Here is a 15,351-nt window from a genome sequence, read left to right on the forward strand (position 1 = left end):
AAACGCCCGTCTATAGGGCGTAGTTTGCTATTCAATCAGCAGTAATTTGTCCGGCTCAGGCTGACCTTCGGAGCTGCCGGGCAGGCGGGCGCGGCCCTCGCGCAGGGCCTGCATGAGCAGGTCGGGCGTGGTGCGGATGTGCGCTTCCAGCGCCAGCGCGGCGCGCGCTTCCTGGCCGCTCATGGCGTAGGTGTAGATGGCCTGGTGCTCGGCGTGCACGTCGCGCGCGCAGCCGGGCAGGGCCATGGCAAAGCTGCGGTAGCGCTCGGTGTGGCGTGTGAGCAGGCGCAGCACGCGCAGCGTCCAGGGCGAGGCGTGGCCGCCCAGCAGTGCTTCGTGAAAGCGTGCGTTGAGCTGCTCCCAGGTGCCACGCCGGCCGGGGGCGATGGGCTCCTCGGCCGACAGGGCGGCGTAGGCCTGCTCCAGCGCGGCACGCCAGGCGCCGCCGCCGGCGCGTATGGAGCGGCGCAGCGCCTCGGTCTCGATCTGCACGCGCAGGTTGGTCACGTCCTCCAGGTCTTCCAGTGCGATGGGGGCGACGCGAAAGCCGCGCTGCCCTTCGGTGACCACCAGCGCGTCGCTGGCCAGGCGGGTGATGGCCTCGCGCAGCGTGCCCGCGCCCACGCCGTAGCGGTCTTTCAGGTGCTCCACGCGCAGCTTCTCGCCGGGCAGCAGCGCGCCGCCCACGATGTCGTCGCGCAGCCGCTCGTAGGCATGCTCGATCAGCGTGCGTGTGGTGGGCTGTGCCCCGTCGTCCAGTACCTGTAGGAGGGCGCGTTTGGCCATCAGGATTCCCGTATCTTGTTCAGGCGGTAGCTGAGCTGCGGGCGCGTGAGGCCCAGCAGGCGCGCCGCGGCGGCCAGGTTGCCCTGGTGGCGCGCCACGGCCTCCTCGATCAGCTGCGTCTCCAGCGCCGGCAGGTCCAGCGGCTGCGCCAGCAACTGCGCCAGCAGCTGCGCGTGGCAGGCCGGGACCTGCGCCTGGCCCAGGCGGCCGCTGGGTTGCAGCTGGAGCGCGGGCGCCGTGGGCGGGGCATTGGCGCCGTCGGGAAACAGGTGCTCCACCTGCACCGGCTGGCCCGCGTCGGCCAGGATGACGCTGCGCTCCACCAGGTTCTCCAGCTCGCGCACATTGCCCGGCCAGGCGTAGCTGCGCAGCGCGTGCAGCGCACGGTCGGAAAAGCCGCTGATGTGCTTGTCGTGCTGCAGCGCAAAGCGCTGCAGCAGGTGCTGGGCGAAGGGCTCTATGTCGTCCGGGCGCTCGCGCAGCGGCGGGATGCGTATGGGGTAGACGTGGATGCGGTAGTACAGATCCTGGCGAAAGCGCCCGGCGCGCACGGCCTCCATCATGTCCACATGGGTGGCGCAGACCAGGCGCACGTCCACCTGGCGCGGCTGCGCGGCGCCCAGGCGCTCGATCTGCCCGTCCTGCAGCACGCGCAGCAGCTTGGCCTGGGCGGGCAGGGGCAGCTCGCCCAGCTCGTCCAGGAACAGCGTGCCGCCATGCGCACGCTCGAAGCGCCCGGCGCGCGCCGCGTCGGCGCCGGTGTAGGCGCCCTTTTCGGTGCCAAAGAGTTCGGACTCGACCAGCTCGCCCGGCAGTGCTGCGCAGTTGACGGCGACGAAGGGCTTGGCCGCGCGCGGGCTGAGCGCGTGCAGCGCGCGCGCAAAGCGCTCCTTGCCCACGCCGGTCTCTCCGGTCAGCAGCACCGTCACCTGCGTGGCCGCGGCCTTGCGCAGGAGCGCCGTGGCGGCGGTGAAGCCGGCCGAGCGGCCGATCAGCGGGCCGAGCGCGTCGGCCGGGGGCTCGGGCCGGTCTTCGGCGGCCATGGGCGCGGGCCAGGCGGGCAGGCTGAGCGGGCCGGTGGGGGCGCAGGCGTGGTCGGGCAGGGCATCGGGGTCGTAGTCGCGCGCCATGTCGGCGGCGTCGGGCCAGGCGTCGAGGATGCGGCCCTCGATGCGGCAATGCGCGGCGCCGCAGCCGCTGCAGGCCACCTCCTTGAACAGCACCTGGCGGCCCATGAAGGCGCTGGTATAGCCCGAGGCGTAGCCCAGCAGCGTCCAGCACACGGGCTCGCTCTGCGCGCCGAAGTCGCGCAGGTGGGTTTCCGCCTCCCAGGAATGCTGCCAGTCATAGATGGCGTAGAAATGGCCGCTGGCCAGGTTGATCTCCACCTGCGCGGGCGTGACCTGAACCACGCCTTCGAGCATGTGCAGCTGCGGGCCCACGCTGAACATGGCAAAAGCGTCGGCCTGCGGGCGCAGCTGGCGCGCCAGCGCTGCATCGCGTTCGCCCGAGGCATAGCCCACGCGCATCATCAGGCGGCGCGCCGCCTGGGGCCCCAGGGTGTGCATGAGCTCGCGCCGCAGCAGGCCCAGCGCGCCCACATGCATCAGCACCATGCGCTGGCCCGCCAGCCAGATGCGGCCGTCGGCCGCGGAGAACTGGATCTGGCGCCGCAAATCGGCGTCGGAGGGCATGGGAGGTGGCGCTGACATGAGGGCGGATTATCGAGAAACCATGCCGGGCCGCAATACGGGCTGTCCTGGGGTCATCAAATGATGAATTCGGCCTATCGGACCTCGATCAAATGGTCATATTGCGCCGCAGCATTCGCGCCGAGCCCCCGGCATGCGGGCGGCCGCAGGGCCGTCGGCGGGCGACATTCTTAGGTATTTACCCGAAATTATCGAGATTTTCGGCGCCTGCGCGGCGTCCTGGCACGGCCCGTGCAATACCCGTCGGCATGAACCGCACGCACAACCCCCCCGATGAGCGCTGGAACGTCGAGCGCCGCTACATCCGCATCGTGCAGGAGCACGCCAGCGGCATGGTCGAGTTCGAGTTCGCTGTGGGCGAGCCCGGCCTGTTCGTCGAAATGGTGCTGCCGCGCGCCGAGTTCGACGACTTTTGCGCCGCCCAGGGCGTGCAGCCCACGCACGGCGCCCTGCCCGAGCAGGAGCAGGGCAGCGCCGAGCACGAGTGGGACTGGAGCCTGCGCGCCGCGCGCGAGCGGCACTTTCGCCACGAGCCCTGACGGGCACCCTTTCACCATCCCATAACACCACCCCAGGAGACAACCCATGCAAATCGACCTGCGCACCGTCAGCATCACGCCGCTGCGCCAGACCTACAACCACATCGCCGAGCGCCTGGGGGCGGACAAGCCCGCCTCGCGCTATATCGAGGGCACCATGGATGTGCAGCCCACGCACAACTTCCATTACCGCCCCACTTGGGATCCGGAGCATGAGCTGTTCGACCCCGGCCGCACCCGCCTGGTCATGCGGGACTGGTATGCGCTGAAGGATCCGCGCCAGTTCTACTACGGCACCTACACCCAGGCGCGCGCCCGCATGCAGGAGGTGGCCGAGGCGGACTTCGCCTTCGTGGAAGAACGCGGCCTGGCCGATCGCTTTGACGACGCGGCCCGCCGCACCGCGCTGGACTTCTACGTGCCGCTGCGCCATGTGGCCTGGGGCGCGAACATGAACGGCGCCTACCAATGCGCCTACGGTTACGGCACGGCCATCACCCAGCCCTGCCTGTACGCGGGCATGGACCAGCTGGGCATTGCCCAGTACCTCACCCGCCTGGGCCTGCTGCTGGGCAACCAGGACGAGCTGGAGGCGGGCAAGCAGGCCTGGCTGGAGGCCCCGGCCTGGCAGGGCCTGCGCCGCCTGGTGGAAGACAGCTGGGTGCTCAAGGACTGGTTCGAGCTCTACGTGGCGCAGAACGTGGCGCTGGACGGCATCCTGTTCGGCCTGGCCTACAAGGAGGTCGATCAGGCCATTGCGGACAAGGCCGGCCCCACGGTGTCCATGCTCACGCGCTTTCAGGCCGAGTGGAGCCAGGACGCCAACAAGTGGGTGGACTCCGTCATCAAGACCGCAGCGGCCGAGAGCGCCGAGAACAAGGCACTGCTTTCCACCTGGTACGCCCACTGGCGCGGCCGTGTGCAAGAGGCCCTGACGCCGGTGGCCGAGCTGGCCCTGGGCGCGGACGGCGCAGCGGCGCTGGAGCGCGCGGTGGCCGCCGTCGATGCGCGCATGCACAAGGCGGGCCTGGCCATTGGCGCCTGAGCACACACGCAACCCCACACAAGGAGACAAGGCATGTCCAACGTATTCATCGCCTTCCAGAAAAACGAAGAGTCGCGCGCCATCGTCAGCGCCATCCTGGCCGACAACCCGGGCGCCATCCTCAATGAACAGCCCGCCATGGTGAAGATCGACGTGCCCGGCCGCATGGTGATTCGCAAAAGCACCATCGAGCAGGAAATAGGGCGCGACTTTGATCTGCAGGAAATGCAGATCCACCTGATCACCATGAGCGGCAACGTCGACGAAACCGACGACGAATTCACCCTCGCCTGGCACCAGTAAACCCCCACCGTCCATTCACCGACGACGACAGGAGACATGCACCATGGACATGAAAGTCAACAAAAAACTCGGCCTGAAAGAGCGCTACAACCTGATGACGCGCGACCTGGCCTGGACGCCCACCTATCAGTCCGTCAAGGACGCGTATCCGCAGGTGGAGTACGAGGGCATCAAGATCCACGACTGGGATAAGTTCGAGGACCCCTTCCGCATGACGATGGACTCGTACTGGAAGTACCAGGCCGAGAAGGAACGCAAGCTCTACGCCATCATCGACGCCTTCACGCAGAACAACGGCCACCTGGGCGTGACCGATGCGCGCTACATCAACACGCTCAAGCTGTTCCTCACCGGCATCAGCCCCAACGAGTACATGGCGCACCGCGGCTTTGCCCGCATGGGCCGCGAGTTCCCCGGCGCCGGCCCGCGCGTGGCCTGCCTGATGCAGAGCCTGGACGAAATCCGCCACGCACAGACGCAGATCCACAGCCTGTCGAACTACAACAAGCACTACAACGGTTTCCAGAACTGGCACCACCAGCACGACCGCGTGTGGTTCCTGTCGGTGCCCAAATCGTTCTTCGACGACGCGCTGACGGCCGGCCCCTTCGAGTTCATGATCGCCATCGGCTTCGCGTTCGAATACGTGCTGACCAACCTGCTGTTCGTGCCCTTCATCTCGGGTGCCGCCTACAACGGCGACATGGGCGCCATGGCCTTCGGCTTCTCGGCCCAGTCCGACGAGTCGCGCCACATGACGCTGGGCCTGGAGATCATCAAGTTCATCCTGGAGCAGGATCCGGACAACCTGCCCATCGTGCAGGCCTGGCTGGACAAGTGGTTCTGGCGCGGCTACCGCGTGCTCACGCTGGTGGCGATGATGATGGACTACATGCTGCCCAAGCGCGTGATGAGCTGGAAGGAAGCCTGGGAGATCTACGCCGAGCAGAACGGCACCGCCCTGTTCAACGACCTGGCGCGCTACGGCATCAAGGTTCCGAAGGGCTGGAGCCAAGCCTGCAAGGACAAGGACCACCTCAGCCACCAGGCCTGGAACGTGTTCTACAACTACGGCGCCGCCGCCCCCTTCCACACCTGGGCGCCCAGCGAGAAGGACATGGAGTGGCTCTCGGCCAAGTACCCCGAGACCTTCGACAAGTACTACCGCCCGCTGTGGACGCACTACAACCAGCAGCAGGCCGAGGGCAAGCGCTTCTACAACGGCACCCTGCCCATGCTGTGCCAGGTCTGCCAGGTGCCGATGTTCTTCACCGAGCCCGACGACCCGACCAAGATCGCCTACCGCGAGAGCGAATACCAGGGCGTGAAGTACCACTGCTGCTCCGACGGCTGCAAGCACATCTTCGACAACGAGCCCGAGAAGTACGTGCAGAGCTGGCTGCCCGTGCACCAGATCTACCAGGGTAACTGCTTCCCCGACGACGTGGATCCGACCAAGCCCGACTTCAACCCCCTGGCCGAAGTTGTGCGTTGGTACAACATCGAATGGGGTCGCGACAACCTGGACTACGCCGATTCGCAGGACAAAAAGAACTTCGAGACCTGGCGCGCCCAGGCCACGGGCAACTGAGGCCCAGCCCGCAGACACAAGGAGACCTTCACATGGCCGTCAAATCCGTCGCCCCCTACCAGTTCGCCGCCAAGGACACGGTGGACAAATTCCCCGCCCCGCTGCTCTACATCGGCTGGGAAGACCACAAGATGCTGTGCTCGCCGTTCTGCGCCCCCATGCCGCCGACCATGAAGTTTGGCGAGCTGGTGCAGGGCGCGCTGCCCGGCATGTACGGCGCGCACCCGGACTTTGCGCGCATCGATTGGGACCAGGCCGAGTGGTTCATGTCCGGCAAGCCCTTCACACCCGACATGGACAAGACCCTGGCCGAGCACGGCATAGGCCACAAGAGCGTGATCCGCTTTCGCACGCCGGGGCTGCAGGGGCTGCAGGGGTCTTGCTTCTGAGACGTCGGCATGCCTTGACTCCCTCCCCCAGCGGGGGAAGGAGTGAGGTCCGCCCGTTTCAAGTCAGTGTGATTCAAATAGAAAACGCCACCAGGACTTGTGCAACAAGCGCAAACAGCTCTTATTTTTATAGTTTATTGAGACAGCCATGAGCCATCAGCTGACGATTGAACCGCTGGGCCAGACCATAGAAGTCGAAGAAGGCCAGACCATTTTGGACGCCGCGCTGCGCGCCGGCATCTACCTGCCGCACGCCTGCGGCCACGGCCTGTGTGGCACCTGCAAGGTCGAGGTGCAAGATGGGGAGATAGAGCATGGCGAGGCCAGCGGCTTTGCCCTGATGGACTACGAGCGCGAAGAGGGCCAGTGCCTGGCCTGCTGCGCCACGCTGGAGTCCGACGTGGTGATCGAGGCCGAGATCGACGAAGAGCCCGATGCGCAGAACCTGCTGGTGCAGGACTATTGCGGCGTGGTCTCGCGCATCGAAGACCTCACGCCCACCATCAAGGGCGTGTGGATAGAACTGGACGCGCCCATCACCTTCCAGGCCGGCCAGTACATCAACCTGCACATTCCGGGCGAGGGCAGCACCCGCGCCTTCTCCATCGCCAGCGCGCCGGGGCAAAGCCGCGAGATCGAGTTGAACATCCGCCGCGTGCCCGGCGGCATGGGCACGGGCTGGGTGCATGACAAGCTCAAGGCGGGCGATGCGGTCAAGGTCACCGGCCCCTACGGGCGCTTTTTCATCCGCAGCAGCGCCCATGCCCAAGAGAACCTGGGCTACCTGTTCCTGGCCGGGGGCTCGGGGCTGTCGAGCCCGCGTTCCATGGTGCTGGATCTGCTGGCCGCGGGCGAGGGCAAGCCCATCACCCTGGTCAACGGCGCGCGCAGCCGCAGCGAGCTCTACCACCACGACGAATTCCTGCAACTCGCCGAGCAGCACCCGCATTTCACCTATGTGGCCGCCCTGTCCGACGAGCCCGAGGGCGGCGGCTGGGAGGGCGCGCGCGGCTTTGTCCACGACGCCGCGAAGGCCCATTTCAACAACGACTTCCGTGGCCACAAGGCCTACCTGTGCGGCCCGCCGATGATGATCGAGGCCTGCATCACCACGCTGATGCAGGGCCGGCTGTTCGAGCGCGACATCTACACCGAGAAGTTTATCTCGGCTGCAGACGCGCAGCAGGTGCGCAGCCCGCTGTTCAAGAAGATTTGAGCCGTGCCTGGTCGCAGCCCCTTTCGGCAATCAACACGCGTGGCCCGCGAGCCTGCGGGAGGTGGTGGCGAAGGCCCGCACCACCTCCAGAAAGGCGCCCAGTGCGGGCGAAGCATCGCCCTTGCGGTACAGGCAGCTCAGTTCCAGGTCCTTCAGCCGGCTACTGTGCAGGGGGCGAAACACCACGCCCGGCAGGCGCAGGTTGGACGCCGACTGCGTGGTGATGGCCGCGCCAAAGCCGGCCGACACCAGGGCCACGGCGGTCACCACGTCCTCCACCTCCTGCTCCACCCGCAGCGGCACGCCCTCGGCATGAAAAGCGTCGGTGATTTCCTGCGCCAGGCCGCGCAGGGGCACATTGGGGTAGAGGATCAGCGGCACGTCGCCCAGGTCTTGCAGGCGCAGCGAGGGCAGCACCGACAGCGGGTGGGATTCGGCAATGGCCACCGTCAAGGGCTCTCGCAGCACGGTCTCGGTGCAGATGTCGCTCTCTTGCGGCACCAGGCGGTTGAAGCCCACGGTGATGCGCCGCTCGCGCAGCGCCAGGATTTGCGCGTCCTTGGTCAGGTTGTGCAGCACGATCTTCACGTTCGGGCGCGCCTGGTGAAAGCGCGCCAGCATGCGCGGGATCACGTCCAGCACGCCCGAGCCGAACAGGCCCACGTCCAGCCGCCCGATCAGGCCCTGGCCGGCCAGGCGCGTGCGCTCGGCCGCCTGATGCGCCAGCGCCAGCAGGTTGGGCACCTCCTGCAGCAGCGTGTGTCCGGCCTCGGTGAGCTGCATGCCCTTGGGGGTGCGGATGAACAGCGGCACGCCGAGCTTTTCCTCCAGCGCCTGGATGTGGCGCGTCAGCGGCGGCTGCGACAGGTGCAGGCGCGCGGCGGCGCGGCCGATATGGCCCTCCTCGGCCACGGCGAGAAAAAGGCGCATGTCACGCAGGTCCATGGGGGGGCTCCGACGGGGGATTTACATGCGCCGATGGTATCGAGATTGTCAACAAGCGGTATTGGACGGTATCAAGTGGACTGCCTATCGTTGTGCTCATCCCCCAGTTGCCGCGTAGCGGTGTTTTTCACGGACAAGCAGCTAGATGGACACCCCTCCCCAAATCGACAGCCCAGCCCATGACGTCCCGGCCGCCCCTGCCTCTGCAGCCGCCACCGCGCAGCGCGCGGTCACGGTGCTGATCGCGCGCCGTGTCCTGCCCGCCGCCGTGGCCGATTTCGAGGCCGCCATGCAGGGCATGCTGGCCGCGGCGCAAGGCTTTGCGGGCCACCTCGGCGGCCAGCTGATGCCGCCGGACGAGGTGGGCGACAGCGCCGAGACCCTGCTCTATCACGTGGTATTTGCCTTCGACAGCGAGGCCCATCTGGCCGCCTGGCAGTCCTCGCCCGAGCGTGCGCACTGGCTGCAGCAGGTGCTGCCGCACACCGTGGGCACGCAGCAATTGCACCGCGTGACGGGCCTGGACTACTGGTTCGCCGCACCCAACAGCACCACCCGGGCCGCGCCCCCGCGCTGGAAGGTGGCGTGCGTGACCTGGCTGGGCATTTTTCCCACCGTGCTGCTGCTGTTTCTGACCGTGGCGCCGCTGCTGGCGCACTGGCACCTGGTGCCGCGCGTGCTGGTGATCACCTTGCTGGTGGTGGCGATCATGACCTGGGTGGTGGCCCCGCGCCTGACGCGCTGGCTGCATCCCTGGCTGCACGCCAAGACCTGACGCACTGGCCAGGCATTCGATTTATTCATGCGAAAGCGGTATTGAAACCCGGAAGAAACAGTATTGGACGGTAATGACATCTGTTTTTATCGTTACCCCCAGGCCAGCAGGCGCCCCGACGAGAGGGTGCCGCGAAGGAGGCAAGACCATGCAGAAATTTGTTGTTCATATCGAAGACACCGGTGAGCACTACACCGCGCTCGACACCCGCTCTGTGCTCGAAGGCATGGAGGCGCTGGGCAAGAAAGGCATTCCCGTGGGCTGCCGCCAGGGGGGCTGCGGGGTGTGCAAGGTGCAGGTTCTTGAAGGCCAGTACACGCGCCGCGTGATGAGCCGCGCCCACATCAGTGCCGAGGAGGAGGCCGCGGGCTGCGTGCTGTCCTGCCGCATTTACCCGGCCAGTGATCTGCGCCTGAACGTCATCGGCGCGATGAAGAAAAATGTATGCCGCCAGGCGGCGGCCTCTCTTTCCCTCAACCCATAAACCCCAACCAACCTTTCAAGGAGACAACCCATGGCAATGACTGGTGTTTTGCGTCCCGGACACGCACAGATCCGCGTGCTGGATCTGGAAGAGTCGATCAAGTGGTACACCGACGTGATGGGCCTTCTGCCCATGGGCCGCGACAAGCAGGGCCGCGCCTATTTCAAGACCCGCGCCGAGCGCGACCATAACAGCGTCATCCTGCGCCAGGCCGACCAGGCCGGCATCGACTTCTTCGCCTTCAAGGTGCTCGACGACGCCACGCTGGCCGACTTCGAGCGCAAGCTGCAGGCCCATGGCGTGGAGACCAAGCGCATCCCCGCCGGCGAGCTGCTGGAGACGGGCGAGCGCGTGCGCTTCCAGATCCCCACAGGCCACACCATCGAGCTGTACGCCCAGAAGACCGCCGTGGGCAGCACCATCGGCTGCCATGACCCCGAGGTGGACGTGATCGACGGCCCCGGCATCCGCCCCATCCGCATGGACCACTGCCTGCTCTACGGCGGCGACATCGACGGCAACGTCAAGCTCTTCACCGAGGTGCTGGGCTTTACGCTGGTGGAGCGCGTGAAGCTCGAGGATGGCCAGACCGACCTGGCCGTGTGGCTGACCTGCAGCGCCAAGGCGCACGACATCGCCTTCGTGCGCCACGCCGAGGACGGCAAGCTGCACCACCTGTCGTTCCAGATGCCCAGCTGGGAGAGCGTGCTGCGCGCGGCCGACATCATGAGCATCAAGCGCGTGTCCATCGACATCGGCCCCACGCGCCACGGCATCACCCAGGGCACGACGATCTACTTCTTCGACCCCAGCGGCAACCGCCTGGAGACCTTCTGCGGCGGCTACGACCACTACCCCGACATGCAGCACATCACCTGGAGCTGGGAGCATGTGGGCCGCGGCATCTTCTATCACGACCGCAAGTTGAACGACGCCTTCCTGAGCGTGGTGACCTGATGCAGCGCAGCGTCGAACAGCGCGCCATCACCGCCGAGGCGGCGCACGCGGCTGTGGCCGCCGCCGTGGCCAAGGCGGATGAGCTGGGCATACGCATCAACGCGGCGGTGACCGACGCCTCGGGCGTGCTCGCCGCCTTCCTGCGCATGCCCGGAGCCTTCCTGCATTCGGTGGACATCGCCATCGACAAGGCCTACACCGCCGCCGGCTTCGGCTTTGCCACGGCGCAGTGGGCCGGCATCCTGCAGGGCGACGAGGCGCTGCGCCTGGGCATGCCGGTGCGCCCGCGCAACGTGGTCTTCGGCGGCGGCCTGCCGCTGCGCGAGGGCGGGGTGCTGATCGGCGGCATTGGCGTGTCCGGCGGCAGCGCCGAGCAAGACGAAATCTGCGCCCGCGCGGCCATTGCGGCGCTGGGCCTGGACAGTTAACAAATCACAAAGAGACAAACCATGAAGAAAACCTCCATCGCTGCTGCCGCGCTCGCCCTGTGCGGGCTGTGGGCGGCAGGCAGTGCCCAAGCCGAAGGCCACTACGTGCCCGGCGTCGAAGGCATGCAGGCGGCCAGCGTGCCGCCCCCGGGCATGTACTACCTGGGCTACCTGGTCAACTACAACATCGACGACTTCCGCGCACCCGGCAGCAGCAGCAACCTGCCCGGCCACAACCGCGGCACCGTCACGGCGCTGGCCAACCGCTTCGTCTGGGTCACTAATTACAAGCTGCTGGGTGCCGACTATGGCGTGGAGGCCATCGTGCCCATCATGCGCACCTCGCTCACCATCAACGCGGCAGGCATATCGGATTCGCGCTCGGGCGTGGGCGACGTGTACCTGGGCCCGCTGGTGCTGGGCTGGCATGGCCCGCAGTGGGACGCCGTGGCCGCCGCCGGCATGTGGTTCGACACCGCCAGCACCAGCCACCCGGCCTCGCCCGGCAAGGGCTTCAAGAGCACCATGCTCACGGGCGGGTTGACCTACTACTTCGACGGTGCCAAGACCCTCTCCGGTGCGGCCCTGGCGCGCTACGAATTCAACGGCAGGAACGACGCCGGCCGCCGCCCGGGCGACCAGCTGACGCTGGAATGGAGCCTGGGCAAGTCGTTTGGCGCGGTGTCGGCCGGCCTCGTCGGCTACAGCCAGTGGCAGACCACGAATGACAGCGGCACCGGCGCCACCAGCGACAAGTCCGCGCGCCACGCCGTGGGCGCCGAGCTGGTCTACCCCGTGCCGGGCGCGGGCGTGTTCCTCAAGGGCGCGCTCTACAAGGAAGTCAGCGCCAAGGCCGGCACCGGCCCCGAACCCAAGGGCTCGCTGCTGCGCTTCTCGCTCGTCAAGGCGTTTTAGGCCGTCTTCAAGCCGCACAGGTGTTTCACATTTCTTTTAGCAGAGCAACGACATGAAAGAGTTCCTCAACTTCATCAACGGTGAGTACGTTCGCAACACCAGCGGCAAGACGTTCAGCAACATCAATCCGGTGAACGGCAGCGTCATCGGCCGCATCCACGAGGCCGGCCAGACCGAGGTCGATGCGGCCGTGGCCGCCGCCCAGGCCGCCCTCAAGGGCGACTGGGGCCGCTTGTCGGTGGCCGAGCGCTGCAAGCTGCTGGACGCCGTGGCCGGCGAGATCAACCGCCGCTTCGACGACTTCCTGCAGGCCGAGATTGCCGACACCGGCAAGCCGCACCACCTGGCTTCGCACGTCGACATTCCGCGTGGCGCGGCCAACTTCCAGATCTTCATCGACACCATCAAGAGCACGGCCACCGAGTCGTTCAACATGCGCACGCCCGACGGCAAGACGGCCCTCTCCTACGGCGTGCGCGTGCCGCGCGGCGTGATCGCCGTGGTCTGCCCGTGGAACCTGCCGCTGCTGCTCATGACCTGGAAGGTCGGCCCGGCGCTGGCCTGCGGCAACACCGTGGTCGTCAAGCCCAGCGAAGAAACCCCCGCCACTGCCACGCTGTTGGGCGAGGTGATGAATGCTGTGGGCATGCCCAAGGGCGTGTACAACGTGGTGCACGGCTTCGGCCCCGGCTCGGCCGGTGAATTCCTGACCAAGCACCCGGGCGTGAACGGCATCACCTTTACGGGAGAGACGCGCACCGGCAGCGCCATCATGAAGGCCGCGGCCGACGGCGTGCGCCCCGTGTCGCTGGAGATGGGCGGCAAGAACGCCGCCGTGGTGTTTGCCGACTGCGACCTCCAGGTGACCATCGACACGCTCACCCGCTCGTGCTTCGAGAACGCCGGCCAGGTCTGCCTGGGCACCGAGCGCGTGTATGTCGAGCGCCCGATCTTCGAGAAGGTCGTGGCCGCGCTCAAAGAACGCGCCGAGGCCATGAAGCCCGGACTGCCGTTCGAGAAGGACACCAAGATCGGCCCGCTGATCAGCAAGAAGCACCAGGCCAAGGTGCTGGGCCTGTACCAAGCCGCCAAGGACGAGGGCGCCACCATCGTCACCGGCGGCGGCATCCCCGACATGCCCGAGGCGCTCAAGGACGGCTCCTGGGTGCAGCCCACCATCTGGACCGGTCTGCCCGAGACGGCCACCGTGGTGACGGAAGAAATCTTCGGCCCCTGCTGCCACATCAGCCCCTTCGACAGCGAAGAGGAGGTGCTGGGCAAGGTCAACGCCAACCGCTACGGCCTGGCCACCGCCCTCTTCACGCAGGACATTGCGCGCGCCAACCGCCTGGCGCAGCAGATCGAGGTCGGCCTGTGCTGGATCAACGCCTGGTTCCTGCGCGACCTGCGCACGCCGTTCGGCGGCTCCAAGCAGTCCGGCATTGGCCGCGAGGGCGGCGTGCATTCGCTGGAGTTCTATACCGAGCTGCGCAATGTGATGGTGAAGTTTTAAGTCAAATCGGCCTTTTGCCCTTGCTAATCAAGCGTAAGCAGCTACTGAAATAGAAGTAATTTCGCATGAGCATCAACGCATCCAACCCGGAGATCGCGCACAGCATCGTCGCCGCGGGCATCCGCACCAACTACCACGACAGTGGCGGTGACAAGCCGCCGGTGCTGCTCATCCACGGTTCGGGGCCGGGCGTGTCGGCCTGGGCCAACTGGCGCCTGGTGATGCCCGCGCTGGCCGAGCAGGCCCGCGTCGTCGCGCCGGACATGGTGGGCTTCGGCTACACCGAGCGCCCGGCCGGACAGCACTGCGACATGGACACCTGGGTGCGCCAGGCCGTGGGCCTGCTGGATGCGCTGGGCATCGAAAAGACCGACCTGGTCGGCAATTCCTTCGGCGGCGCGCTGGCGCTGGCCCTGGCCATACGCCACCCCGAGCGCGTGCGCCGCCTGGTGCTGATGGGCAGCGTGGGCGTGCCCTTTGCCATCACGCCGGGGCTCGATGCCGTGTGGGGCTACACCCCCTCGGTGCAGAACATGCGCGCCATCATGGATTACTTCGCCTTCAACAAGGGCCTGATGAGCGACGACCTGGCCCGCATGCGCTACGAGGCCAGCGCCCGCCCCGGCGTGCAGGAGTCCTACGCCGCCATGTTCCCCGCCCCGCGCCAGCGCTGGGTGGATGCGATGGGCAGCCGCGAGGCTGACATCCGCGCCCTGCTGCACGAAACCCTGGTGGTCCATGGCCGCGAAGACCAGGTAATTCCGCTGGCCAACTCCACCACGCTGGCCGACTGGCTGCCGCGCGCGCAGCTGCATGTCTATGGCCGCTGCGGGCACTGGACGCAGATCGAGCACGCCGCGCGCTTTGCCCGCCTGGTCGGCGACTTCCTGACCGAAGCGCAGGCCGACGAACCCTTTTCCTTGAACTGATCCCCGAACTGATGGAGTACCCGCCCACCATGAATGCAGAACAGATAGACCAACTCGGCGCCGAGCTGTACCAGGCGCTGACCACATGCCAGGTGCTGGAGCCCCTCTCCAACCGCCACCCCGACCTCACCATAGAAGACGCCTACGCCATCCAGCAGCGCATGCTGGCGCGCCGCCTGGCGGCCGGCGAAAAGGTCGTCGGCAAGAAGATCGGCGTCACCAGCCAGGCCGTGATGGACATGCTGGGCGTGTACCAGCCCGACTTCGGCTGGCTCACCGACGCCATGGTCTACAACGAAGGCCAGGCCATCCCCGCCAGCAGCCTGATCCAGCCCAAGGCCGAGGGCGAGATCGCCTTCGTGCTGAAGAAGACCCTGAAGGGCCCGGGCGTCACCGCCGCCGACGTGCTCGCCGCCACCGAGGGCGTGATGGCCTGCTTCGAGATCGTCGACTCGCGCATCCGCGACTGGAAGATCAAGATCCAGGACACCGTGGCCGACAACGCCAGCTGCGGCGTGTTCGTGCTCGGCGACCGACTGGTCGATCCGCGCGACGTGGACCTGGGCACCTGCGGCATGGTGCTGGAGAAGAACGGCGACATCGTCGCCACCGGCGCCGGCGCCGCGGCCCTGGGCCACCCGGCCAACGCCGTGGCCTGGCTGGCGAACACGCTGGGCGCGCACGACATTGCGCTGGAGGCGGGCGAGGTCGTGCTGTCGGGCTCGCTCGGCATCATGGTTCCGGTCAAGGCCGGCGACAACCTGCGCGTGACCATAGGCGGCATCGGCGGCTGCTCCGTCCGCTTCATCTGAGACAAGGAATCC

General features: G+C 67.0%; 17 protein-coding genes. 14 read left to right on the forward strand and 3 right to left on the reverse strand.

Annotated features, from left to right (window positions below):
• Positions 1-27: 27 nt before the first annotated feature.
• Both P7644_RS01765 and P7644_RS01770 read right to left on the reverse strand, forming a co-directional pair.
• Positions 28-786, reverse strand: a complete 759-nt coding sequence (locus P7644_RS01765; RefSeq protein ID WP_404301305.1) for a GntR family transcriptional regulator — start codon at positions 784-786, stop codon at positions 28-30.
• A complete protein-coding gene (locus P7644_RS01770; protein ID WP_404301306.1) occupies positions 786-2,498 on the reverse strand; it encodes a sigma 54-interacting transcriptional regulator in 1,713 nt (570 codons plus the stop codon). The genes P7644_RS01765 and P7644_RS01770 overlap by 1 nt, the downstream gene beginning before the upstream one ends.
• A gap of 248 nt (positions 2,499-2,746) precedes the next feature.
• Between P7644_RS01770 and P7644_RS01775 the strand changes: the two genes are divergently transcribed.
• From P7644_RS01775 to P7644_RS01800, 6 genes are all read left to right on the forward strand, one after another.
• The gene (locus P7644_RS01775; RefSeq protein WP_404301307.1) at positions 2,747-3,037 is read left to right on the forward strand and encodes a phenol hydroxylase subunit; all 291 of its coding nucleotides are present in this window, start codon (positions 2,747-2,749) and stop codon (positions 3,035-3,037) included.
• Between the two features lie 46 nt (positions 3,038-3,083).
• Positions 3,084-4,082, forward strand: a complete 999-nt coding sequence (locus tag P7644_RS01780; RefSeq protein WP_404301308.1) for an aromatic/alkene monooxygenase hydroxylase subunit beta — start codon at positions 3,084-3,086, stop codon at positions 4,080-4,082.
• A 33-nt stretch (positions 4,083-4,115) separates the two neighbouring features.
• Positions 4,116-4,385 (forward strand): MmoB/DmpM family protein, encoded by a 270-nt coding sequence (locus P7644_RS01785; RefSeq protein ID WP_404301309.1) that lies wholly within the window; start codon positions 4,116-4,118, stop codon positions 4,383-4,385.
• 43 nt (positions 4,386-4,428) lie between these two features.
• Positions 4,429-5,976: an aromatic/alkene/methane monooxygenase hydroxylase/oxygenase subunit alpha gene (locus tag P7644_RS01790; protein WP_404301310.1), complete on the forward strand. Its 1,548-nt coding sequence runs from the start codon at positions 4,429-4,431 to the stop codon at positions 5,974-5,976.
• Between the two features lie 32 nt (positions 5,977-6,008).
• Complete coding sequence (locus P7644_RS01795) at positions 6,009-6,365, forward strand: phenol hydroxylase subunit P4 (protein ID WP_404301311.1); 357 nt, start codon at positions 6,009-6,011, stop codon at positions 6,363-6,365.
• Between the two features lie 148 nt (positions 6,366-6,513).
• Entirely contained in the window at positions 6,514-7,581 is a 1,068-nt protein-coding gene (locus P7644_RS01800; RefSeq protein WP_404301312.1) for an NADH:ubiquinone reductase (Na(+)-transporting) subunit F, read from the forward strand.
• A 30-nt stretch (positions 7,582-7,611) separates the two neighbouring features.
• On the opposite strand, the gene P7644_RS01805 is transcribed toward P7644_RS01800, so the two are convergent.
• Complete coding sequence (locus P7644_RS01805; protein ID WP_404301313.1) at positions 7,612-8,526, reverse strand: LysR substrate-binding domain-containing protein; 915 nt, start codon at positions 8,524-8,526, stop codon at positions 7,612-7,614.
• A 145-nt stretch (positions 8,527-8,671) separates the two neighbouring features.
• Here P7644_RS01805 and P7644_RS01810 point away from each other — a divergent pair, with 145 nt between their 5' ends.
• The 8 genes from P7644_RS01810 (at position 8,672) to dmpE (ending at position 15,339) form a co-directional block, all read left to right on the forward strand.
• Entirely contained in the window at positions 8,672-9,301 is a 630-nt protein-coding gene (locus P7644_RS01810; RefSeq protein WP_404301314.1) for a hypothetical protein, read from the forward strand.
• Between the two features lie 148 nt (positions 9,302-9,449).
• Complete coding sequence (locus P7644_RS01815) at positions 9,450-9,785, forward strand: 2Fe-2S iron-sulfur cluster-binding protein (protein ID WP_404301315.1); 336 nt, start codon at positions 9,450-9,452, stop codon at positions 9,783-9,785.
• A gap of 30 nt (positions 9,786-9,815) precedes the next feature.
• Positions 9,816-10,742, forward strand: coding sequence for a catechol 2,3-dioxygenase (locus P7644_RS01820; protein ID WP_404301316.1), 927 nt, complete (start codon positions 9,816-9,818; stop codon positions 10,740-10,742).
• On the forward strand, positions 10,742-11,170 hold the full coding sequence (locus P7644_RS01825) for a heme-binding protein (protein ID WP_404301317.1): 429 nt from the start codon (positions 10,742-10,744) through the stop codon (positions 11,168-11,170). Before P7644_RS01820 ends, P7644_RS01825 begins: the two co-directional genes overlap by 1 nt.
• 21 nt (positions 11,171-11,191) lie before the next feature.
• Entirely contained in the window at positions 11,192-12,085 is an 894-nt protein-coding gene (locus P7644_RS01830; RefSeq protein ID WP_404301318.1) for a transporter, read from the forward strand.
• A 52-nt stretch (positions 12,086-12,137) separates the two neighbouring features.
• Positions 12,138-13,598, forward strand: a complete 1,461-nt coding sequence (locus P7644_RS01835) for a 2-hydroxymuconic semialdehyde dehydrogenase (RefSeq protein WP_404301319.1) — start codon at positions 12,138-12,140, stop codon at positions 13,596-13,598.
• Positions 13,599-13,663: 65 nt separating this feature from the next.
• Positions 13,664-14,527 carry an alpha/beta fold hydrolase gene (locus P7644_RS01840; RefSeq protein ID WP_404301320.1) on the forward strand — a complete coding sequence of 288 codons (864 nt, stop codon included), beginning with the start codon at positions 13,664-13,666 and terminating at the stop codon, positions 14,525-14,527.
• Positions 14,528-14,556: 29 nt separating this feature from the next.
• On the forward strand, positions 14,557-15,339 hold the full coding sequence (dmpE, locus tag P7644_RS01845; protein WP_404301321.1) for a 2-oxopent-4-enoate hydratase: 783 nt from the start codon (positions 14,557-14,559) through the stop codon (positions 15,337-15,339).
• Positions 15,340-15,351: the final 12 nt, after the last annotated feature.

Origin of the sequence: Alicycliphilus denitrificans, assembly GCF_044792555.1 — a bacterium.
GTDB classification, from domain to species: domain Bacteria; phylum Pseudomonadota; class Gammaproteobacteria; order Burkholderiales; family Burkholderiaceae_C; genus Alicycliphilus; species Alicycliphilus denitrificans_A.